We start from the raw sequence: 20,452 nt of genomic DNA, 5'->3' as shown, positions 1-20,452 counted from the left end.
CGTAATGAAACCGCTTGGTGGCGGTGTTATACCGGATATTCCTTTAGCTCTTCGCTTTTTCCTTGATTACGATGTGGACCTCATTGTTCCGGGCATCGCATCATTAAGGGAACTTGAAGAAAATTTTAAGATAATTTCAGAAAACAGAAAACTCACCAAAGAAGAACTTTTAACGCTTGAAAAAGATGTTGAATCTCTTGGAAAAGATTTTTGCAGACGATGCTCATACTGTCAACCATGTCCTTCCAACATAATGATTCCCTTTGTCCATGGAATCCATCAAAAATGCTATGGCAAGCCAAAGGATGAAAATATAGAATATATGCTTAATACTATGGCTAAAAGACTCCTCCCAAGCCTTAAAACCTGCTCTGAATGCGGACAATGCGAAGAAAAATGTCCATATGAACTTCCTACAAAACAGAGAATAAAAGACTTGATAGCAATGGTAGCGCAATGAGCTATTATTACAGAAGCGGTTCGTCTCTTTCCTTTGGTTTCCCTGTAACCCCGGTTATAAAAAAATTGATTATTGCCAATGTAGCTGTCTTCCTTCTTCAATTTTTTGCCAGTTACAAAATAATATATTTTTTTGGGCTTGTGCCTTACATGGTCATCAGGGAGTTTTATTTCTGGCAGCTTTTTACCTACCAATTTCTACACGGTGGGCTATTCCACATCTTTTTTAATATGCTTGCCTTATGGATGTTTGGCGGGGACCTTGAAAGAATATGGGGTTCAGCATTTTTTTTAAAATATTATTTATTATGTGCCGTCGGAGCAGGGATTTGCACAGTAATTTTTCTTCCAACATCAATTAGCCCTACAATCGGAGCATCAGGTGCAATATACGGAATACTTATGGCATACGGGATGCTTTTCCCTGACAGAATGGTGTACCTGTATTTTCTGTTCCCGATAAAGGTAAAGCATTTTGTAATCCTTATGGGGTCCGTTGCCTTATTCTCTTCAATGTCAGCCAGCGGAAACGGCATTGCCCATATAACCCATCTCGGAGGAATGATTTTTGGTTATTTATATCTTAAAAACTGGGACATTAAGGAGATATTTAGGCAGGCTTATCTTAAGCTTAAATATCACCGTCTGAAAAGAAAACTGCGGGTCATCTCAAAAGATGATGACCAGAACAACGACAAACCCTACTATCATTGAATACTTATCCTGAACCTTATTCTTCTTTTTTGAGAATAGATAGCAAGTCACAGCTGTCCAATTAATTACCGTCATTCCTGCGGAAATTGAGGTAAGCTGAAAATAGTGGACACCAAAGTTGAGTAACATATTATAAAGATGGAGGTGTCATCATGGAAAGGATCCCGAAGAAAAATTACACAAAGGAATTTAGAGAGGAAGCAGTAAAGCTTATAAAAGAAGTGGGGTTAAGCGCAACTGAGGCAGGTCGGCGATTGTCCTTGCCTTCATCAACAATAGGCCTACTGGGTCAAGATGAATAAAAATGGTAAGCTTGTGGATGTAGGCAAGCATCAAAGGCGTCAGACAAATATAGAAATAGAGCTGGCGAGAGTCAAGCGTGAGTTGGCAGAGCATGGTGTTGAGGTGGGAGTTTGCCGGATTAAGCGTACGCAAAAATCTTGGGTTGGAATGCAAGCAGAAGAAGAGATTTAAGGCAACGACAGACTCATAGGTCAGATAAAGCAAAAGAATTTTTACTTTATTTTTATATATAATAAGATAACCAGATAAGAAAAACAACAAAAATCTGAAATGTCTGGGATAATTTGTTTTTATAATCTGGAGAATTTCTTTTGACAATTTTGCTTGAAGTTTCCTGTCTTTCTGTTGTTTCTTGACAATAACAAACTCCTTTGTTAGTTTTAAAAAAAAATTATTTATCAACCTGTTCCTGGAGGTAAGAGATGGGTAAAATCGGAGTAATTGGTGGAAGCGGCCTTTATGAAATGAAGGATTTGAAGGAAGTAAAGGAAGCTGAAGTCAAAACCCCGTTTGGCAAACCCTCTGATAAATATATCATGGGAGAACTCGACGGCAAAGAAATGGTCTTTCTCCCGCGCCATGGAAAGGGACACAGGATATTGCCGCACGAAATCAATTTCAGGGCAAACATATATGGGATGAAAAAACTCGGGGTTGAATGGATAATTTCAGTAAGCGCTGTTGGAAGCATGAAAAAAGAGATAAGACCGGGAGATATTGTAATCCCTGACCAGTTTTACGACAGGACCAAAACAAGAATAAGTACCTTTTTCGGTAACGGAATTGCAGGGCATATTCAGTTTGCAGACCCTATTTGCGATGAGCTTGCCTGTATCCTTTATTCATCAGCAAAAGAAGCAGGCGCAAGGGTTCATAAAGGCGGGACTTACATATGTATTGAGGGACCCCAGTTTTCCACAAGAGGAGAATCCCTCATCTACCGCAAGTGGGGCGTTGATGTAATAGGAATGACAAACATCCCTGAAGCAAAGCTTGCACGGGAAGCTGAAATCTGCTACGGGACAATCGCCCTTGCAACTGATTACGACTGCTGGCACGAGGAAGAAGAGGATGTTACAATTGATGCTGTGCTGGAAATTATAAGAAAGAATGTTAAAATGGCTCAGAGCATAATCAGGAATGCTGTAAAAAAGATAAAGCCTCATAGAAAATGTAGCTGCCCTGAGAGTTTAAAGTATGCGATTATCACAGCAAAGGATAAGATACCTGCAAAAATAAAAAAAGACTTGAAACAGATTTTTGGGAAATACCTGTGAGAGAATTAAAAATGTAGCTGCCTGTCTGCCGAACAGGCAGGCAGAGCCTTGCTCTGCCTCTTTACAGGTTGACCGAGAATGTCATTCAAGCGGTAAAAATTCCCCCATCCCCCCTTTGAAAAAGAGGGGTTAGAGGGGATTTAGCTGATAGCTGAATGCTGACGCTTGTTAGCTGAAAACTAAAAAAATGAAATACAACTTACCTGATAAGAAAGGTCACTTCGGGATTTTTGGAGGGAGATTTGTCCCTGAAACTTTGATGAAAGCTCTTGAGGAGCTTGAAAAAGAGTATCTTAAGGCAAAAAGTGATAAGAAATTTCAGGAAGAGCTTTCATATTATCTGGAAGAATATGCGGGAAGGCCAACGCCTCTTTATTCTGCAAAGAGGCTTTCAGATTGCCTCAGGACAGGTAAAATATATTTAAAGAGAGAAGACCTCCTTCATACAGGAGCCCACAAGATAAATAACACCCTTGGCCAGATTCTCCTTGCAAAGCGAATGGGAAAGAAAAGAATAATTGCAGAGACAGGGGCAGGGCAGCACGGAGTTGCAACTGCAACGGTTTCAAGTATTTTCGGGCTTGAATGTGAAGTGTACATGGGAGAAGAAGACATTGAAAGGCAATCTCTCAATGTATTCAGAATGAAGCTTCTTGGAGCGAAAGTAACTCCTGTAAAATCAGGAAGCAGGACACTTAAGGATGCAATAAATGAGGCATTGAGAGACTGGGTTACGAATGTGGAAAATACCCATTACATAATCGGTTCTGTTGTCGGTCCCCATCCCTATCCAATGATGGTAAGGGATTTTCAGGCAGTAATAGGCAAGGAGACGAAAAAACAGATTTACAGGAAAGAAGGAAGGCTTCCAACCCACTGTATTGCCTGTGTTGGCGGAGGGAGTAATTCGATAGGGCTTTTTCATTCTTTCATTGATGATAAAGTGGAGTTGATTGGAGTGGAAGCCGGAGGATACGGACTTAAATCAGGAATGCACGGAGCCTCGCTTGAGGCAGGAGAGGTTGGGGTGTTTCACGGGAGCAAGTGCTATATACTTCAGGATGATGACGGGCAGGTAAGGGAAGCTCACTCTGTTTCAGCCGGGCTTGATTATCCCGGAGTAGGACCTGAGCACAGCTATCTGAAAGAAATCAAAAGGGTAAAATATGTTTCTGTTAAAGATGATGAAGCCCTTGAAGGGTTCAGGCTTTTATCAGAGCTTGAGGGAATAATTCCGGCTCTTGAAACATCACACGCCATTGCATACCTTTATAAGCACAGGAAAAAGTTCAGCAGGAATTCATTGGTAGTGCTTGGACTTTCAGGCAGGGGCGATAAAGATGTGATCCACGTACAGAAGCTGCTGGAAAAAAAAGCAAAGTAGCTGCAGAGCGAAGCTTTGCTTTTAAACTACGAACAATAAGCGACTGGCAGTGAGAAACTAAAATGGAAAAAAGAATAGAGCTCGGAAAAAAAGGTGAGGATATTGCCTGCAAATTTCTTGAAAAGAATGGATATCAGATAGTGGAAAGAAATTACAGGAACAGAGCAGGTGAAATTGACATTATTGCAAGAGATAAGGATGACATAGTTTTTGTTGAAATAAAAACCAAGATTTCTAAGGATTTTGCCCAGCCTGAACTCTCTGTTAATCCGTCGAAACAGAGAAAAATTGTAAAAACTGCTCTTACTTATCTTATAGGAAAAGGGATAAAGAGAACAGGCTGCCGTTTTGATGTTATTGGAATCACAGGTGAAAAGGAACAAAGAAAGATTGAGTTGATAAAGAACGCCTTTACCACTGACGGAAGGTATATGTATTGAGTAATAAAAAACTCTAAATCCAAAATACTGAATTTCAAACAAAACTTCAGCTCAATGCAGGAAAATATGAAAATCTCAGGAATAGCCACTAAATTACTGGTTTGGATTCTATTGTTCTCCATCGGTTGTGCTACCCAGCAAACCATTGAAAACAGCCTTTCAGTAAACGAGTTGTACACAAGGGGAGAAAAGGCATTCAAGAAAAAAAAATACAGAGATGCAGTAGAGGCGTTTAAAAAAATAAAAATAGAATTTCCTGAAAGCAGTACCCTTTCAAATGTCCGTCTCAAGATTGGAGAAAGCTATTATCTGGATAAAAAGTATGATGAAGCAATTGCAGAATACAAGGAATTTCTTGATTACCATCCTGCCCATGGCAGTAAAGATCTGGCAAGATACCGAATTGGGATATCTCTCTATAACCAGATGCTGCCTTATGACGTTGACCAGTCAAAAACAGAAGAAGCAATAAAGCAGTTCAGGGATCTTTTGAAAGTAACCCCTGACAGCCCCTATGCGCCAAAATCCAGGGAAAAGATTAAAAAATGCACTGAGAGAATTGTAAGGCATGAATATTATATAGGGAATTTTTATTACAGGATAAAGGAGTACAGAGCTGCAACAAGAAGGCTCAGAGGGCTTCTTGAAAACTACCCCGACCAGAAAATAGAACCAATGGTAATTATCCTTCTTGCAGAATCATACTGGGAAGGCGAGGAAAGGGAAAGAGCTTTAAAGACCTACAAGGAATTGCTCTCAAGATATCCAAAAAGTTCCTACGCAAGGTATGCTGCTTTTATGATAAAGCAGTATGGCGAAGAATACGGAATTGATATTGAGGTTAAAAAGAATATTTCAAAGAAAAAATAAAAAGGGAACAACCGTCCCCTTTTTGGTATGGAGCTGAGGGGGGTCGAACCCCTGACCCCAAGACTGCCAGCCTTGTGCTCTCCCAACTGAGCTACAGCCCCAGAATGGTTTTTATTATAGAATATTAAAAATTCCAGTCAACCTATTTTTTGTTTTATTGCTTGCACTCTGCAATCTGAAATCCAGAGAAGGACAGGGCTTGTCCCTGCCCCTACGGAATACTGTTCACTAACAACTAACTACTTCTTTCATTTCCACGAGGCAGGACTCAATCATAATCCTTACATCAACATTTCTTGAAAGAAGCCGGCTTGCTCCTGAAAAAATTGAAAAGATAGTTTCTAACTTCTCAAAACTGTATTTATTGGATATCTTTTTAAGTTCATCAATCTTATCAAAATTTATAACCATTTCCCTGTCCCCGTCTCTTTTAACCAGAATCAGGTCGCGAACCCACGAAAGCATCAGCTCAATAAACTCCTGAGTTGAATTTATTTTATGCCTTCTGTCCTCCTTGCCCTCTCCTGAAAATACCCTTGCAAAATGGAAAAACCTGCTCGTGTTTTTCAAACTGTCCTGCGAAGTAAGATTGATTATCTCCTGCCTTTTTTCCAAAACCTCGTCAAGATTCATCTCCAATGCCCTGCCAAGACTTCCCTGAGAAAACGATGCAACAAGAAGGGAATCTTCATAGCCGAGGTTTTTAGTTTTCCTGATAAACTCACAGATTGATTTCTTTCCGATTGGCTGGAATTTGATCTTTTTGCACCGGGAGCGGATTGTCTGAAGCAACATCTCAGGCTTTGAAGTAATCAGTATTATCACTGAATCCTTTGGAGGTTCTTCAAGGGTTTTAAGGAACGCATCTGCTGCAACTTCAGTAATCTTGTGGGCATCATCAATTATAAAAACCTTTCTTTTCCCCTCTGACGGCTTCAGATAAATATCTTTTATAATTCCCCTGACATTTTCCCTTCCATCCTCTCCCTCCTGCTCTCCGACTTTAAAGCTCTGTTTGTAGAATCCCTTAGTAAAGGTATAAAGCCATTTTGCAAGGACGTGGGCAGAGGAATTTTCCCTGATGAGCGGCTCAAGGCTTGATTCAATCAGAGATGAAGAGATATATGTCTTCCCGTCTTTTTCAACAAACAATTTAGCCGGGTTAAGATAAAAAAAATCTACTGTCTCAACCCCTTTTTCAGAACTTACAGGATTTAACAGAAGTTCCTTTTTCTTAAGCAGTTTGCAGGCTTCTAAATAGACATCTTCTCCTTTTAAAGACTCGTCTCCTTCATATCCCATCTTCTTTAAAGAAATAAATCTTGGAATTCCTACAGGATTATAAACATCGTGGTAAAGGGTAATATCTGGATGGAAAAAAAGTGCGCTGGAAATCTTCTTGCAGGAAACGCACTCATTGCAGGGGTCAGGAGATGCCTTGTGGCAGACAAGGGCTTTTGCAAAAGATATTGCAGAAATCTTTTTGCCGATTCCTTCCTGTCCTGTAAAAAGATATGCTCCCGCACAGGAGTCCTTATTCAGCAGGGACCTCAGGTGTGAAACTGCAATTTCCTGCCCTGTTATATGCTCAAAACCAATGGTATTCAACTCTTCACTCCTGCCCAAGATTAAGAATCAATTTCTGTAAAATCAATTTTCCCTGCTCATTGCCTGAACTTTTCAAATCCATATCAGCATGATGCAGGAATTTGAAACTTTTTAAAAGCGATTCCTTATCCCATTTGGAAGCAAGCCTTGATACATTGAAAACATAAAAAGGCTTATATGAAAAAAGATTATAAGAATCCTCCTTGTATCTGTCCCTGAATTCTTCTATTCTGTTCCCAAAAAGTTTTTGAAAAAGAGGAAACTGGGAATTCTCGTTGAACTTTTTCAAATGCTCAGTCTCCAGAAGCTCTTTTGCCTGCAGTAAAAGCCTTATCTGCCTTGCCATCATGTGATTAATCTTTATTGGCTCTTCCCCCTCTGATAAAAGTCTTTCAAGTATATCAAAAGCGATTTTTTTATCCCTTCTGCTCATTGCGTCAAGAAGAGTAAATATTACCTGCTGCCTTGTTACAGGAACAACTGCATCTACATCGCTTTTATCGATTATTTTCTTGTCACCTGCAAAGTTCAGGAGTTTTTCAATTTCTGCAAATATCAGGCGCGCATCAAACCCGGTCCTGTCTATCAAACTGTCAAATGCCTCCCCTGTGATTTTTTTACCTTCACTGGTTACTCTCTCATTAATTTTATCTCTGAAGCTGGAATATCTGTCTCTTGCATCTTCTTCTTCAAATGCAAAAATCTCGCCGATTTCTTTAATCTTTTTAAACAGAACGGTTCTCTTATCAACAGTCTTTGATGTTGCTATGATTAAATGGTTCTGAGGCGGGATATTTTTCTCAAGGCATTCAAGGAGCAAATCAAAATCCGGGGAAGTTGAAGCCGGCATCTCCTGGTCTAAGAGTGCAACAACCTTGTGGCCTGCCAAAAATGGATAGGATGAAAGCCCTATTATCACAGCATCTAAGTCTAATTTTTCACCCTTAAAGATTTCCAGATTTAAAGACCTGTCCTCTTCAGGGACAAAACTATCTAAAAGTTTTTTAAAAGCCTCATTAACAAAATACCCGTCTTCTCCAAAAAGAAGGTACACAGGAGCAGTCTTGCCAGAACTGATATCCTTCAAAATCTTATCTAAATTTTTTTGCATGTTTTCTTTTTCAATATTTTTTGCTTAAGCAGAGCTGCGCTCTGCAGCTACATTTTTCCTAACTAAAAATTATCTGCACCAAATTTTAATATAGAAAATTAACAGGATTAAAAATGGTTAGTCAATATATAATTCTCTACCTTTTAATTTGACAAATTTTGATTTAGGGTTATAAAATTTAAGATATTGAAGCAATTTCTCTTTCAGCTTAAAACGGATTGAGGAAGCTTATTAGAAACTACCCAATGAAATACATACGTGCTGGCATAGCCCAGATTAACACAACTGTTGGCGACCTTGATGGCAATACGGGAAAAATCATCAGTGCCATCAAAGAGGCAAAAAAGCTTAAGATAAACCTCATCACCTTTCCTGAGCTTGCAATTACAGGCTATCCTCCAAAAGACCTGCTGCTTAAAACAAAATTCATAAAAGAAAACCAGCAAAGGCTTCAGGATATTGTTAAAGAGACTGAAGGAATCATTGCAATAGTTGGCTTTGTTCACGATGACGGAGATGTCTTTAATTCTGCAGCAGTAATCCACGACAGGAAAATAATAGGAATCCAGCACAAAATCCACCTTCCGAATTACGGGGTGTTTGATGAGAAGCGCTATTTTAAGGCAGGCAGAGAGACCTTTGTTTTTGAAACTGACACAGTGGTTTTTGGCGTGAGCATATGCGAGGATATATGGGTTCCGGGCTTTCCAACAGAAAACCAGTGCCACGCAGGCGCAGAATTAATAATCAATATCTCTGCTTCTCCATACCACATTGGAAAACCTGACTTTAGAAAGAACATGTTCATGACAAGGGCAAGTGACAATATTGTAAATCTCATATTCAACAACCTTGTAGGAGGGCAGGATGATTTAGTCTTTGACGGCAATGGTCTGTTAATTGACTGCAGCGGCAATACCATTGCTGAGGGAAAACTTTTCAAGGAGGATTTAGTTTTTTCTGACATTAGCCTTGAAGATGTAAAAAGAACGCGGTTAAGAGACCCGAGGGCAAGAGAGTTTCAGCAAAAGCCTGAAAATTTCAATGTAAGCAAGGTAATCTCCAGAGGAAAAACCAGGATATCAACTGATAGAAAACTTAAACAGCTTGATGTCAGGAAAAATCCATTTCTTGTAAAAAAGAGAGTTGTTGAAAAAGATCCCTTTAAGGAAATCTATGATGCCCTTGTCCTTGGGGTTGGTGATTATGTGAGGAAAAACGGGTTTAAAAAAGTGGTAATAGGCTTGAGCGGAGGCATAGATTCCTCTATTACAGCTACCATCGCTGTCGATGCTTTGGGAGCTGAAAACGTTGTTGGAATTGCAATGCCAAGCCATATATCCTCAAGGCACAGCCTTGAAGATGCGCAGAAACTTGCAAAAAATCTAAAAATAAAACTTGAAAAAATTCCAATATATGAAGTTTATAAATCATACATTGGGACTCTCTTTCCGGTTTTTAAAGGAACAAAGCCTGGCATAACAGAAGAAAACCTGCAGGCACGCATCAGGGGCAATATCCTGATGGCTTTTTCAAATAAATTCGGCTACCTTCTGCTGACAACAGGCAACAAATCGGAACTCAGCATGGGGTATACAACTCTTTATGGTGATATGGCTGGAGGATTTGCGGTAATTTCTGATGTTCCCAAAACCCTCGTATATGAACTATCAAAATATCGCAATTCAATGTCTAAAAAACCACAAATACCTGAAAGATGCCTTACAAAAGAGCCTTCTGCTGAACTGCGGTCAAACCAGAAGGATACTGATTCCCTGCCTGACTACAACATACTTGACGGGATACTGCATCTATGTGTTGAGCTTGACAAGAGCATTGAGGAAATAGTTGCCCTTGGATATGAAGAAAAAATAGTAAAGGATGTTGTTATCCGTGTTGACAGAAATGAGTATAAGCGACAGCAGGCTGCGCCAGGAATCAGGATAACCCCAAAAGCCTTTGGTTCAGGAAGAAGGATACCAATAACAAACAAGTTTCGAGGGTAGAGAGATGACTCCTTAGCTATGAAAACAGATGTGATGCGTCAGACCTTCAGGGCTCTTTCGCACAGAAATTTCAGACTTTTCTGGACAGGGCAGTTTATCTCCCTCATTGGCTCGTGGATGCAGATTGTAGCACAGAGTTGGCTTGTATTCCGCCTCACAAATTCCCCATTCATGCTCGGAATTGTAAGCTCTATAAGCTTTATTCCCGTGCTTTTACTTTCTTTTGTTGCAGGGGCAGTTGCTGATAAGCTGGACAAAAGAAAGATTCTCATTGCAACGCAGATAAGCTCCATGGTTTTAGCCTTTCTGCTTGGATTTCTTACCTATACAGATCTTATAAAAATCTGGCATATTATTATAATTGCATCCCTTTTTGGAACAATCACATCCTTTGATGCTCCGACAAGGCAGTCCTTTGTTGTAGAGCTTGTAGGCAAGGAGGATTTAAAAAATGCAATTGGCTTGAACTCTTCAATTTTTAATGCAGCAAGAATAATAGGACCTGCAATAGGAGGAATTCTAATCTCCCTGTTTGGCGAGGCTTTTTGTTTTTATATAAATGCGGTTAGCTACATTGCAGTAATAATAGGACTTTATCTTGTAAATATAGAAAGCAAACCTCAGGCTGTTTCAGAGAATAACCTCTCAAAAAGCCTTGGAGAAGGGTTCAGATATATCAGGGAAAACAGGGTAGTTTTTTTTCTTCTTATGATGGTTGGAGTAATTAGCATATTTGGAATGCCCTATGTAATCCTCATGCCGGTATTTGCGCGCGATATTCTTAAGGTTGGTTCACGCGGGATGGGGTTTTTGATGGGGATGTCAGGGCTTGGCTCGGTTTTCGGGGCATTAAGAATAGCATCAGGAAACAACAAGACAAAACTCAACATTGTCATTTTAGGCGGCATGGTATGCTCTTTTTTTATCATATTATTCTCTTTTTCAAAATGGTTTTTCCCATCACTTATCTTTCTCTTTTTTATCGGATGGGGGATGATTACCCAGATAGGAATGACAAACACATTCATTCAGGAGGTTGTTCCTGACGCTTTAAGAGGCAGGGTGATGAGTGTCTTTACTTTCATGCTCATGGGAGTTGCACCCCTTGGAAATTTTATTGCAGGAATAGTTGCCCACCTTGTTGGAACACAAATGACTGTAGGTCTTTGCGGAGCAGTCTGTTTGTTTTCAGTAATAATTCTTGGGAAAATGGTAAGGGATGCAAGAAAACAGCAGGCGTAAAACAAAAAAATGTCAAATGGAAAAATCCAAATCCAAAATTCCAATAATCCAAACAGATTTTCTCGCATCTTCACTCTCCTTATCTGCTGTGGTGTAATTTTTACTGATATGGTTGGCTATGGGGTAATAACGCCGAGTGTTCCAATCTTTGCAAAACTTTTAAAGGCATCTGATGCGCAAATAGGATTGGCGCTTTCAGCCTACTCTGTAGCTTTCATCCTTGTCATTCTCCCTTTCGGGTATTTTGTTGACAAGGTCGGAAGGAATGGGCTTGTAATAGGTCTCGGGATGCTCTGCCTTGCAGTTTCCTCTCTGACACTCATATTCACAACCTCTATCTGGATATTAGTCACAGCAAGGGCATTTCAGGGTGTAGCCTCGGCAATTGCCTGGGTTGCTGCACAGCCTCTGGCAAGCAGGGCAACAGAAGGGTCAAAAAGAAAAGGACTTGAGATAAGCCTTATCAGCACAGCCTTTGGACTTGGTTTGATAGCAGGTCCTCTGATTGGCGGAGTCGGAGATTTTAAAACCCCATTTATAATCTGTTTTGTTCTTGCGATGTGCTTTTCTGTAACTTCTTTTGTCGGACTTCGTGAACAGGGAAAGGTTGATGCTGTCTCATATAGCAGAAAAGGGATTATGTTTTTATTGAAAAACAGCGGTATTTTTATTGGATGCCTCTCCATTTTCTCGATTTACTGCTGCATTGGGATGGCAGAAGTCCTTTTCCCTTTATATATGGACTCACTGTCATTCCTTAAAAGCGATATTGGATTTCTCTTTGGCATTCTCTCTGTCTCTCTTACTATTGCACAGCCATTAATCGGGATTGCAATAAGCAGGTTTGGAACAAATCCTGTTATCTTTTCGGGCTCTCTGATAACTGCTGTTTCTCTTTCAATGATGGTAAATCTGTCATCATTTAATTCATGGATTCCTGTCTTCATTTTATTGGGAATAGCAATGGGAATGCTTGTCACCACATCGATGTTTCTGATTTCAAAAGGCGCAGTACAGGGAGAGCAGGGGATGGCTTACGGATTGTGGAATTTATCTTTTTCCATCGGTTATCTGATTGGTCCTTCTACGGGAGGAATTATCTCAGACTTATCAGATATAAAAGTCCCCTTTTACTTCTTTGGATGGGCAACCTTTGCACTGATTGCAGTTTTTGTTGTGAAACAAAAAAAATATTAGGTAGCCGCAGGCTTCAGCCTGCGTTAAAAACCTCGAACCCACTGACTTAAAAATCCAATATGCCTTTTTTTTAGCCTTATCAAAATATATTTTGTCAGCAGTTATAAAGGTTCCATTTCCCTGGATTGCTAAACTAATGGTAAGCTGCATCATAAAAGGTAACATTGATTTCTCTCATTAAACCAAAAATCTTTTGGCATAAATTTTTTGTCATTTCACATTCTTTAAATTCATAATCTATTAAAATATTCATTACATCATTAGCTAAATCAGGAATTTTCATTCCTATAATATTGCCAACTTCAAATATCCAAAGATGAGGTAGGATAATTTCAAATTTACCTTCAAGCCATCCATTTAGTATTGATAAAGCAATATCCTGGTCTGGTTCTTTAAAAGACCATTTTATTATAATAGAAGCATCAGGAACTATCAGTTTCATTTTTGATGCCTATGTCTGTCTTTTCTTAAAACTTCTGTAATCTCTTCGATTGAAACCTTATGGCTTTCAGAACGGATTTTTATCAACTTTTCAGTTGCTTTTTCCCTCTTGAGTTTTAGAAGCTCTTTTCTCAAAGCTTCATTAACTATTTTGCTTCTTTGCCCGCGGGGGACTAAAGAATCAAACTCTTTGCTTAGTTTCTCTTCCAGTAAAAAAATTATTCTCTTGGCTTTAAGTGCCATTTTATTACTCCTAAATTTATATACAAATTTTATACATAACTATAATATATATAAATTATGTATATGTCATATAAAATTTAAATTCCTTGACAATAATTTTTTTTATCTAATTTCAAATAAATCAAAAAAAGGAGGATCTTTTTATGAAAAAATTTTTGATTCTGTTTTTAAGCCTTGCCTTTGTTGTTGCTTTTATCCCAAAAGGATTTTGTGCTGAGAAGACCGGAATTCTGCTCCTTGAGCACGGAGGGAATCAGGCGTACAACGAGGGTGCTGAGAAACTCCGCGATGCTGTGAGGGCGTCAACAGGAGTTCCTGTAGAACTTGGCTATGTCTGCTGTGTTACGTGGGGAGTTTCAGGGTCAATGCAGTATGCAGTTAATAAACTTGAAGCACAGGGAGTAAACAAGATAGTGGCCATTCCCTGTTTTAACAACAAAGAGAATGCTGCGCTTCTTTCAAGGGCAGCATACGTCCTTGGCTTGGGACCAAAACCTCAGAAACCTGCTGACAGGGAAATGATGGGTGAGCCAATTGTCTTTGCAAAGGCAAATGCATCATTCTATTTTTCAGATGGATGGCTTGACAGCCCATTAATCGCAGACATCCTTCTTGGCAGAGCAAAAGAGCTCTCAAAAAACCCAAAAGAGGAAACCCTCTTTATCATAGACCACGGCGCAACCTATGAATGGGAAATGCCATACTATGACAAGGCAATAAAAGCCCTTGTTGAGCAGGTAAAGAAAAAATCGCCATACAAAAGAGTCATAATGAATTACTTCAGAGATGATGCTGCAAAAGACATCAAGGAAAAACAATTAAATGAAATAAAGGCTCAGCTTGCAGAAGCATCAAAAGACAGCAAGGTGCTGATAGTATGGCCCATGGTGCAGGATATAAGAAGTATCCAGCCCGGTGGCAAATGGGTTAAACTTTTAGAGGACTATGATTTTGTCTATACAAGCAAGGGAATGGTTGAACATCCCAACATGGTAAAATGGATAAAGGAAGCTTTTGAAAAGGGAGTTGCGTCAGAGCAGTTTGTAAAATCTGACCCAACAAGATATGCTGAAAAAGATAAGAAAGAAGAGGCACCTGCAGAGGAAGGCTCAGGGCATAGCCACGGTTCAATAATGTAAAAACAGGTTTTTAGATATGTTGACCATATAAAAACCAACAGACCTGAAGAGGCTGACCGAGAATTCCGTGTCTGTCATTGCGAAGGGCTTTAGCCCTGAAGCAATCTCGCTCAGGATAAACTCCGCAATCTCAGTTTTATGTAAATCAATTGCTTAGAGATTGCCACTAAAAGGTGTGTTTCTACATCTTGACCGGAAAGAGGAGGTTGGAAGAGTAATAGAAAGATTAAAATTTGAAAGGTAAGATTATTTGGTAAGGGTAAGGAAACCGGTTTCGTATATCTTGCCGAACGCCGGATACCGAATTGGGCAGGGTATGCTTTGTCCCTAATTTCCCGCAAAGAGCACATTGTGGAAGTAGTAGTCAGTCCATTCCTTGCCAAAATATTTTTTCATCGGACCATAGCCGGGGTCATATTCAGTAAAGAGCGCAATAACTTTTTTTCTTCCCTCTGCTATTTCTGCTTTTCTCTTTTCATTTACCGGAGTTGCCTTATTGATATAGGAAGCAAAAAGATTAAAATACTCCGTAACCCCTTTAAAAGCATCCTCAACACAGTCCACATTTGTGCCGGTAACTGTAATGCCTAACCCTGAAGATATTTTTTCAAGCCACTCCCTTCCCCTCGGCATCTCGTCAGGAAGGTTTTTATATTTTTCGTGCAGTGGTTTCATTGAATCCAAATACTTTTTTACAATTTCCTCATTTTTTACATAGGGTGTCAGATCACAGTATACAACCAGCATCTTTTCAAATATGACTATATCTGTTCCAAAAAGAGGGACATCATAGTTTCCATCAGGAAAAATAGTCATATTGTGTGACTGCAGGACTCCATGGGAAACAAACTTTGATACTGAAATATGCTTTAACTTTTCTGCATGGTAGGTTCTTGCAGTGTTTTCAACCAGCCTTCCTTCAAATTCAACTTCCTTGTGCAGGAACTCATCTTTAAGAGAATTAGGAACCGGGTTGAAGGATTTTTTCATCATTTCATCCATTCTCTCAAAATAATCATAGATTCTTAACGCTGCCATAAGCTACCTCCTTAACTTTGATTTATAGTTAGAATATAAGAAAATATAATATCGGGTCAACAGAAAAAAAGTAAAATATTTGTAAAGGTTATTTCAAAGCAATCAGAAATTAGCTTTTAACCATCAGCTATAAGTGGCTGTGAAAAAGAATTTTTCACAGGCCTAAAAATTGCCTTGACAATTCTTTTTTTTTATTAGAAATGAGAAAAACATTTGGGTTTTTAAACATTATTTAAATGGTCAGGTAAAGAAGTCTCTTAAACAGGGGTTTCTTGGTTTTAAGACCTGCTGAAACTTGACTTTATAAATAAGAATTAGCAGAGGAGAATTTTATGCCAGAGAAAATTCCTGCCAAGATTGATTACATTAAACCCCTTGAGGATAAGCCTTATTCCCAGGTGTTAAAAGAAAAGAAAGAATACAAGGAAAGGCTCAGGAAAAAATTATCAGATATTGCCGGAGCAGGCAATGTTATTGATGATGCTGAAACATTAGCAAAGTATTCAAAGGACAAAAGCCTTGAAGCCCCAAGAAAACCTACCTTTGTAGTCTTTCCAAACAATACAGAAGAGATTCAGAAAATAGTAAAACTTGCCAATGAAGAAAGGGTTCCGTTAATTCCTGCAAGTTCAGGCGTTCACTTCTACGGTGCAACAATCCCGCTTGAGAGCGGAATTGTCATAGATTTGAGCAGGTGGAAGAAGATATTTAAGATTGATAGCAGGAACAGGGCTGTAAGAATCCAGCCGGGTGTTACCTACGGCGAGCTTCAGCCTGAGCTTGAGAAAAACGGGTTAAGGGCTTTAATGCCGCTTCTTCCGCACAGGGAAAAATCAGTAGTTTCTGCTCATCTTGAGGGTGAGCCGATGATGGTTACAGAATTCAACTACAGCGAACCGCTTTACACATGTGAAATAGTTCTTCCAAGGGGAGATATTTTCAGGACAGGCTCTGCTGCGTCTGCGCCACCTGAAGTTTCCCTCTCAGACCTTGTTGGGCCATGGGGACCGGGTTTTGACTGGAACCGCCTTTACACACGGTCTCAGGGGACTCTTGGAATAATTACATGGGCAAATCTGATGGCAGAACCATTGCCAACAGTCCAGAAGATATTCTTTACACCCTCAAGAGACTTAAATACTCTTATAAACTTTACATATGGGATACAGCGCAGGTGGCTTGGATATGAATGCTTTATTCTGAACAAAGCCAATCTGGCAGCCATTCTTGCTGAAGATGGCGCTGCGGGCTATGCAGAGCTTAAAAAGAAGCTTCCATCATTCACATTAATCCACTGCATTGCAGGAACAAAAAGGCTTCCTGAGGAAAAAGTTGCATGGCAGGAACAGGATATGTTTGAAGAGGCACAGGCTCAGGGGGTTTATCCTCAGGCAACAATTCCTGAAGTGCCGCACTCCAGAAAGTTTTTTGATGAGAATATGAGAAAGCCCTGGCAAAAAGAGCTTTACTGGAAGGATGTTCCAAGAGGGGCAAGCGCAGATATCTTTTTCCTGACAACGCTGAACAGGGTTCCTGAATTTATAAAAGCAATGAATGAAGCTGCTGAATGTTTTGAATACCCTGTATCTGACATAGGAGTTTACATCCAGCCCATTGAAAACGGAAGAGCAACACATCTTGAGTTCAATCTTCCCTACGACCCGAACAACAGTGCAGAAAAAGAGATGGTAAATAAACTCCACCTTGCTGCAAGCGAAAGGCTTATTGACCTTGGCGGTGTTTTCACAAGGGCTTATGGAAGATGGGCTTATATGGTCAATAACAGGAATGCGATTTCCAGCAAAACAGCAAAAACAGTGAAGGACTTTTTAGACCCGAATAATATAATGAATCCCGGAAAGCTTGGGTTTTAAAGAACATATTGCTGATTTGAGATTGTAGATTTAAGATTTTCAATCTGCAATCTGAAAACAAAAATCTGAAATAAAATATATAAAATTGGAGGATGGTGATGATAATGAAAAGCCTTGAAAAATACAAATGGGATCTGGTGAACTGTGAACGATGCTCTATGTGCAAATGGGTTCATCCATGGAGAACCCAGAGTCACAGGTTTGCAAAGGTATGTCCATCGGTTTCAAAGTATTTGTTTGACGCTTATTCTGCGCAGGGAAGATTTGATGTCATAAGAGGACTCCTTGAGGGAGAAATCGAGGTTACAGACAAGGTGTTAGAAGTACTTTATGCCTGCACCCTTTGCGGCGGATGTGATGTGACCTGCAAGTTCTCAAGGGATATGGAGCCGCTTGAAATCCTGCACCAGATAAGGATTGAACTTGTAAAGGCGGGCAAAGGACCTCTTCCTGCACACAAGGCAGGGCTTGAGAGCATTAAAAACTATGACAACCCCTGGCAACAGCCAAGAACAAGACGCTCCAACTGGGCAAGAAAAGTTAAGGTTAAGGATATTACAAAAGAAAAAGCAAAAATCCTTTACTATGCAGGCTGTACTTATTCCTATAATCCTGATGTACAGATAGTAGCACAGAATACACTCTCACTCCTCTTGAAAGCAGGACTTGACATAGGAATTCTTGGTAACAAGGAAATATGCTGCGCGAGCCCTGCGCTTAAGGTTGGAGCAGAAGATGTTTACCACGACTTTGCTAAGAAGAATATAGAAACCTTTAATTCACTCGGGGTTGAAAAAGTAATAACCTCCTGCGCGGGATGCTTTGGAATTTTTACAAACCACTATCCTGAAATCGGGAAGATGAATTTTGAGGTGGTTCAGGGTGTACAGCTTATAGAAAAGATGCTTATTGAAGGGAAGCTTGATTTTAAGAAAAAGGTTCCGCTGACTGTAACATGGCACGACCCATGCCATATGGGAAGAGGTGGAGAACCGCAGAATATATGGGACGGGACAAGGACTAAATGGGGTCTGTCAGACCCTCCGAGGACAAGAAACTTCGGAAACAAAGGGGTCTATGACCCTCCGAGAAATATTTTAAAGGCGATTCCGGGACTCAAGTTTGTTGAGATGGAAAGGATAAGAGAATATTCGTGGTGCTGCGGCGCAGGTGGAGGCGTGAAATCTGCTTTTCCTGAGTTTGCTCTCTGGTCATCAAGGGAAAGAGTTGAAGAGGCAAAATCAACAGGGGCTGATGCGCTTGTAACTGCATGTCCCTGGTGTGAGCTGAATTTTGATGAAGGGATTAAGGCTGATGGAAACAAAATCAAAATGATCAGCCTTATTAACATAGTAACTGAAGCTTTAGGTGAATAAGCTAAAGTGATTACTCAGAAATAAGAAAATAAGGGGAGGAAAAAAATATGAGTTTACCAAAGGGAGCTTATCAGGCACTTGAAGATGTGCTTGGTCCAGAAAATATAAGCGATGATCCTGCCATAACAACAGCCTACAGCTACATGTGGCTGCTCTACATTACCCATGCCCAGAGCGGGAAATACAGGCCTGCAGCAGTTGTTCTTCCTTCTTCAACAGAGGAAGTTCAGGCAATAATCAGGATTGCCAACAGATATGGATTCAACTACATTCCTGTAGGAAGCAATCTTCTTCCACCAACAATTCCTGTACGCCCTGATACAGTAATCATAGACCCAAAAAGGATGAACAGGATTCTGGATATTGATGAAAAGAACATGTATGCAGTAGTTGAGCCTTATGTCTCCTATGCACAGCTTCAGGCTGAAACACACAAAGTAGGCCTTACAATCACAACACCTGAGGCAGGTTCGCAGGTTTCAGTTGTGGCAAACAATATGTTTCAGGGAATGGGAGGAATGGCTCACAAGTTTGGCTATAACCGCGGAATACTGGGCGTTGACTGGGTGCTCCCGAACGGCGACCTTTTAAAAATCGGTTCAAGAGGGGTCCCAAACGGCGGATGGTTCTGGGGAGATTGCGCAGGGCTAAATTTAAAGGGACTGGTAAGGGCAGATACCGGACACTGCGGAGGCCTTGGAATGGTCACAACAATGGCTGTAAAGCTTTTCTCATATCCGGGACCGAGAGTCTTTCCCTGTGAAGGAGCAAATCCTAACTTTGTTGCAAAATTTCCTGAAGACAGATTTAAGATATTTTTAATAGATTTCCCATCAAAGAAAAAAGTTGGCGATGCCATGTATGACATAGGCCAATGCGAGATAGGCGCGGCAGTCCACGCTGAAGGCGCAAACTGGATACTTGCGGCAGACTGCGCTTCAGTTGAGGAGTTCTGGAAGAGATGGCCTGATTTTCAGAAGAAGTGGAAAAATATCCTTGCTGTAACCATTGCAGGCTTTTCCTCAGCAAGACAGGTTGAGTACGAAGAAAAGGTCCTGATGGAGATAATAAAGGAGCACGGTGGAAAACTCGTTGATGAAGAGCTATATAAGGTAGGCTACAATGCAATGGGCGAAGCATTCAGGACAGGGCTTTCAAACAGGCTTTACAGACCTGCAGGAGACTTCTTTGTAATGGGCGGCTTTGGCTTTGATTCCCTTGACCACGCTATCAAATCAAGTGAAATCTTCTGGCCTATTATCGAGGATGCTTACAAGAGAGGGCTTTTTGTAGAAGACACAACAAAGAGTGACTGGATTAATTCCTATCAGATGGGGCATTTTTCAGAGGTTGAGCCAATAGTTTATTTTGAACATGACCTTAAAGCCGGTGAAGCATTTCTTCTTGGTTATATAAAGACAATCACTGATGCGCTTGCCAAAAAAATGCATCCCTCATGGCCTCTTGGGGCAATGAACTATATCACAGGCCCTGCAATGTGCAACTATCACGAACTTGTATTAGGGCTTAAGAAACTCCTTGACCCGAGGATGACTTCAAATCCCGGTTATCCGTTGCCTGAGACAAACCCTTTTGCACCACCACCGGAGAAGTGAGCCGTGAACCGTTGCTCGTGACACATGATACGGGATACGTGAGGAGAAGTTAGGAGTCAGGAAGCAGATGTAGCCGCAGACTTTAGTCTGCGTCAAGAAGAGAGAAGAAATATG

The 20,452-nt window shown here is 40.3% G+C and carries 18 protein-coding genes, 1 tRNA gene and 1 pseudogene; 14 read left to right on the top strand and 6 right to left on the bottom strand.

Features of this window, described 5'->3' with window-relative positions:
- Positions 1–4: 4 nt before the first annotated feature.
- From A3H37_04675 to A3H37_04645, 7 genes and pseudogenes are all read left to right on the top strand, one after another.
- Entirely contained in the window at positions 5–460 is a 456-nt protein-coding gene (locus tag A3H37_04675; protein OGL48216.1) for a hypothetical protein, read from the top strand.
- Positions 457–1,173: a hypothetical protein gene (locus A3H37_04670; protein OGL48215.1), complete on the top strand. Its 717-nt coding sequence runs from the start codon at positions 457–459 to the stop codon at positions 1,171–1,173. The genes A3H37_04675 and A3H37_04670 overlap by 4 nt, the downstream gene beginning before the upstream one ends.
- A 152-nt stretch (positions 1,174–1,325) precedes the next feature.
- Positions 1,326–1,647, top strand: a pseudogene (locus A3H37_04665) (hypothetical protein).
- Positions 1,648–1,898: 251 nt separating this feature from the next.
- The gene (locus tag A3H37_04660) at positions 1,899–2,753 is read left to right on the top strand and encodes a methylthioadenosine phosphorylase (protein OGL48214.1); all 855 of its coding nucleotides are present in this window, start codon (positions 1,899–1,901) and stop codon (positions 2,751–2,753) included.
- A gap of 187 nt (positions 2,754–2,940) precedes the next feature.
- The gene (locus tag A3H37_04655) at positions 2,941–4,137 is read left to right on the top strand and encodes a tryptophan synthase subunit beta (protein ID OGL48213.1); all 1,197 of its coding nucleotides are present in this window, start codon (positions 2,941–2,943) and stop codon (positions 4,135–4,137) included.
- Positions 4,138–4,199: 62 nt separating this feature from the next.
- On the top strand, positions 4,200–4,577 hold the full coding sequence (locus A3H37_04650) for a YraN family protein (GenBank protein OGL48212.1): 378 nt from the start codon (positions 4,200–4,202) through the stop codon (positions 4,575–4,577).
- A 66-nt stretch (positions 4,578–4,643) separates the two neighbouring features.
- On the top strand, positions 4,644–5,447 hold the full coding sequence (locus tag A3H37_04645; protein ID OGL48211.1) for a hypothetical protein: 804 nt from the start codon (positions 4,644–4,646) through the stop codon (positions 5,445–5,447).
- Between the two features lie 28 nt (positions 5,448–5,475).
- On the opposite strand, the gene A3H37_04640 is transcribed toward A3H37_04645, so the two are convergent.
- The 3 genes from A3H37_04640 to A3H37_04630 all read right to left on the bottom strand — a co-directional run bounded on the left by A3H37_04640 (position 5,476) and on the right by A3H37_04630 (position 8,166).
- Positions 5,476–5,548 (bottom strand) — tRNA-Ala (locus A3H37_04640).
- A gap of 127 nt (positions 5,549–5,675) precedes the next feature.
- Positions 5,676–7,073, bottom strand: a complete 1,398-nt coding sequence (locus A3H37_04635; GenBank protein ID OGL48210.1) for a hypothetical protein — start codon at positions 7,071–7,073, stop codon at positions 5,676–5,678.
- Positions 7,060–8,166 carry a DNA polymerase III subunit delta gene (locus A3H37_04630; protein ID OGL48209.1) on the bottom strand — a complete coding sequence of 369 codons (1,107 nt, stop codon included), beginning with the start codon at positions 8,164–8,166 and terminating at the stop codon, positions 7,060–7,062. The genes A3H37_04635 and A3H37_04630 overlap by 14 nt, the downstream gene beginning before the upstream one ends.
- Before the next feature lie 245 nt (positions 8,167–8,411).
- Between A3H37_04630 and A3H37_04625 the strand changes: the two genes are divergently transcribed.
- Genes A3H37_04625 through A3H37_04615 form a run of 3 tightly spaced genes read left to right on the top strand, consistent with a single transcriptional unit; the run spans position 8,412 to position 12,611 of the window.
- On the top strand, positions 8,412–10,172 hold the full coding sequence (locus A3H37_04625) for an NAD+ synthase (GenBank protein ID OGL48208.1): 1,761 nt from the start codon (positions 8,412–8,414) through the stop codon (positions 10,170–10,172).
- Positions 10,173–10,190: 18 nt separating this feature from the next.
- Positions 10,191–11,414, top strand: coding sequence for a hypothetical protein (locus A3H37_04620; protein OGL48207.1), 1,224 nt, complete (start codon positions 10,191–10,193; stop codon positions 11,412–11,414).
- A 9-nt stretch (positions 11,415–11,423) separates the two neighbouring features.
- Positions 11,424–12,611, top strand: coding sequence for a hypothetical protein (locus A3H37_04615; GenBank protein ID OGL48206.1), 1,188 nt, complete (start codon positions 11,424–11,426; stop codon positions 12,609–12,611).
- A gap of 133 nt (positions 12,612–12,744) precedes the next feature.
- On the opposite strand, the gene A3H37_04610 is transcribed toward A3H37_04615, so the two are convergent.
- Both A3H37_04610 and A3H37_04605 read right to left on the bottom strand, forming a co-directional pair.
- Positions 12,745–13,053, bottom strand: a complete 309-nt coding sequence (locus tag A3H37_04610) for a hypothetical protein (protein OGL48205.1) — start codon at positions 13,051–13,053, stop codon at positions 12,745–12,747.
- Entirely contained in the window at positions 13,050–13,295 is a 246-nt protein-coding gene (locus A3H37_04605; protein OGL48204.1) for a hypothetical protein, read from the bottom strand. The genes A3H37_04610 and A3H37_04605 overlap by 4 nt, the downstream gene beginning before the upstream one ends.
- A gap of 143 nt (positions 13,296–13,438) precedes the next feature.
- Here A3H37_04605 and A3H37_04600 point away from each other — a divergent pair, with 143 nt between their 5' ends.
- On the top strand, positions 13,439–14,434 hold the full coding sequence (locus A3H37_04600; protein ID OGL48203.1) for a hypothetical protein: 996 nt from the start codon (positions 13,439–13,441) through the stop codon (positions 14,432–14,434).
- Positions 14,435–14,761: 327 nt separating this feature from the next.
- On the opposite strand, the gene A3H37_04595 is transcribed toward A3H37_04600, so the two are convergent.
- Positions 14,762–15,472 carry a hypothetical protein gene (locus tag A3H37_04595; protein ID OGL48202.1) on the bottom strand — a complete coding sequence of 237 codons (711 nt, stop codon included), beginning with the start codon at positions 15,470–15,472 and terminating at the stop codon, positions 14,762–14,764.
- A gap of 332 nt (positions 15,473–15,804) precedes the next feature.
- On the opposite strand from A3H37_04595, the gene A3H37_04590 reads away from it, so the two are divergent.
- The 3 genes from A3H37_04590 to A3H37_04580 all read left to right on the top strand — a co-directional run bounded on the left by A3H37_04590 (position 15,805) and on the right by A3H37_04580 (position 20,338).
- Complete coding sequence (locus tag A3H37_04590; GenBank protein ID OGL48201.1) at positions 15,805–17,346, top strand: hypothetical protein; 1,542 nt, start codon at positions 15,805–15,807, stop codon at positions 17,344–17,346.
- Positions 17,347–17,444: 98 nt separating this feature from the next.
- Entirely contained in the window at positions 17,445–18,722 is a 1,278-nt protein-coding gene (locus A3H37_04585) for a hypothetical protein (GenBank protein ID OGL48200.1), read from the top strand.
- Positions 18,723–18,769: 47 nt separating this feature from the next.
- Entirely contained in the window at positions 18,770–20,338 is a 1,569-nt protein-coding gene (locus A3H37_04580; protein OGL48199.1) for a hypothetical protein, read from the top strand.
- Positions 20,339–20,452: the final 114 nt, after the last annotated feature.

The organism is Candidatus Schekmanbacteria bacterium RIFCSPLOWO2_02_FULL_38_14 (genome assembly GCA_001790855.1).
In the GTDB taxonomy this organism is placed as follows: domain Bacteria; phylum Schekmanbacteria; class GWA2-38-11; order GWA2-38-11; family GWA2-38-11; genus 2-02-FULL-38-14-A.
The sequence above is the reverse complement of the archived record's forward strand: the minus strand, read 5'-3'. Positions and strand labels throughout refer to the sequence as shown.

What these genes read in the sequence shown, in the direction of transcription:
- A3H37_04630 (OGL48209.1), bottom strand. Translation starts at nt 8,166, where the DNA reads ATGCAAAAAAATTTAGATAAGATTTTGAAGGATATCAGTTCTGGCAAG.
- A3H37_04610 (OGL48205.1), bottom strand. Translation starts at nt 13,053, where the DNA reads ATGAAACTGATAGTTCCTGATGCTTCTATTATAATAAAATGGTCTTTT.
- A3H37_04595 (OGL48202.1), bottom strand. Translation starts at nt 15,472, where the DNA reads ATGGCAGCGTTAAGAATCTATGATTATTTTGAGAGAATGGATGAAATG.
- A3H37_04650 (OGL48212.1), top strand. Translation starts at nt 4,200, where the DNA reads ATGGAAAAAAGAATAGAGCTCGGAAAAAAAGGTGAGGATATTGCCTGC.
- A3H37_04600 (OGL48203.1), top strand. Translation starts at nt 13,439, where the DNA reads ATGAAAAAATTTTTGATTCTGTTTTTAAGCCTTGCCTTTGTTGTTGCT.
- A3H37_04585 (OGL48200.1), top strand. Translation starts at nt 17,445, where the DNA reads ATGATAATGAAAAGCCTTGAAAAATACAAATGGGATCTGGTGAACTGT.
- A3H37_04620 (OGL48207.1), top strand. Translation starts at nt 10,191, where the DNA reads ATGAAAACAGATGTGATGCGTCAGACCTTCAGGGCTCTTTCGCACAGA.
- A3H37_04625 (OGL48208.1), top strand. Translation starts at nt 8,412, where the DNA reads ATGAAATACATACGTGCTGGCATAGCCCAGATTAACACAACTGTTGGC.
- A3H37_04605 (OGL48204.1), bottom strand. Translation starts at nt 13,295, where the DNA reads ATGGCACTTAAAGCCAAGAGAATAATTTTTTTACTGGAAGAGAAACTA.
- A3H37_04655 (OGL48213.1), top strand. Translation starts at nt 2,941, where the DNA reads ATGAAATACAACTTACCTGATAAGAAAGGTCACTTCGGGATTTTTGGA.
- A3H37_04660 (OGL48214.1), top strand. Translation starts at nt 1,899, where the DNA reads ATGGGTAAAATCGGAGTAATTGGTGGAAGCGGCCTTTATGAAATGAAG.
- A3H37_04615 (OGL48206.1), top strand. Translation starts at nt 11,424, where the DNA reads ATGTCAAATGGAAAAATCCAAATCCAAAATTCCAATAATCCAAACAGA.
- A3H37_04580 (OGL48199.1), top strand. Translation starts at nt 18,770, where the DNA reads ATGAGTTTACCAAAGGGAGCTTATCAGGCACTTGAAGATGTGCTTGGT.
- A3H37_04645 (OGL48211.1), top strand. Translation starts at nt 4,644, where the DNA reads ATGAAAATCTCAGGAATAGCCACTAAATTACTGGTTTGGATTCTATTG.
- A3H37_04590 (OGL48201.1), top strand. Translation starts at nt 15,805, where the DNA reads ATGCCAGAGAAAATTCCTGCCAAGATTGATTACATTAAACCCCTTGAG.
- A3H37_04675 (OGL48216.1), top strand. Translation starts at nt 5, where the DNA reads ATGAAACCGCTTGGTGGCGGTGTTATACCGGATATTCCTTTAGCTCTT.
- A3H37_04670 (OGL48215.1), top strand. Translation starts at nt 457, where the DNA reads ATGAGCTATTATTACAGAAGCGGTTCGTCTCTTTCCTTTGGTTTCCCT.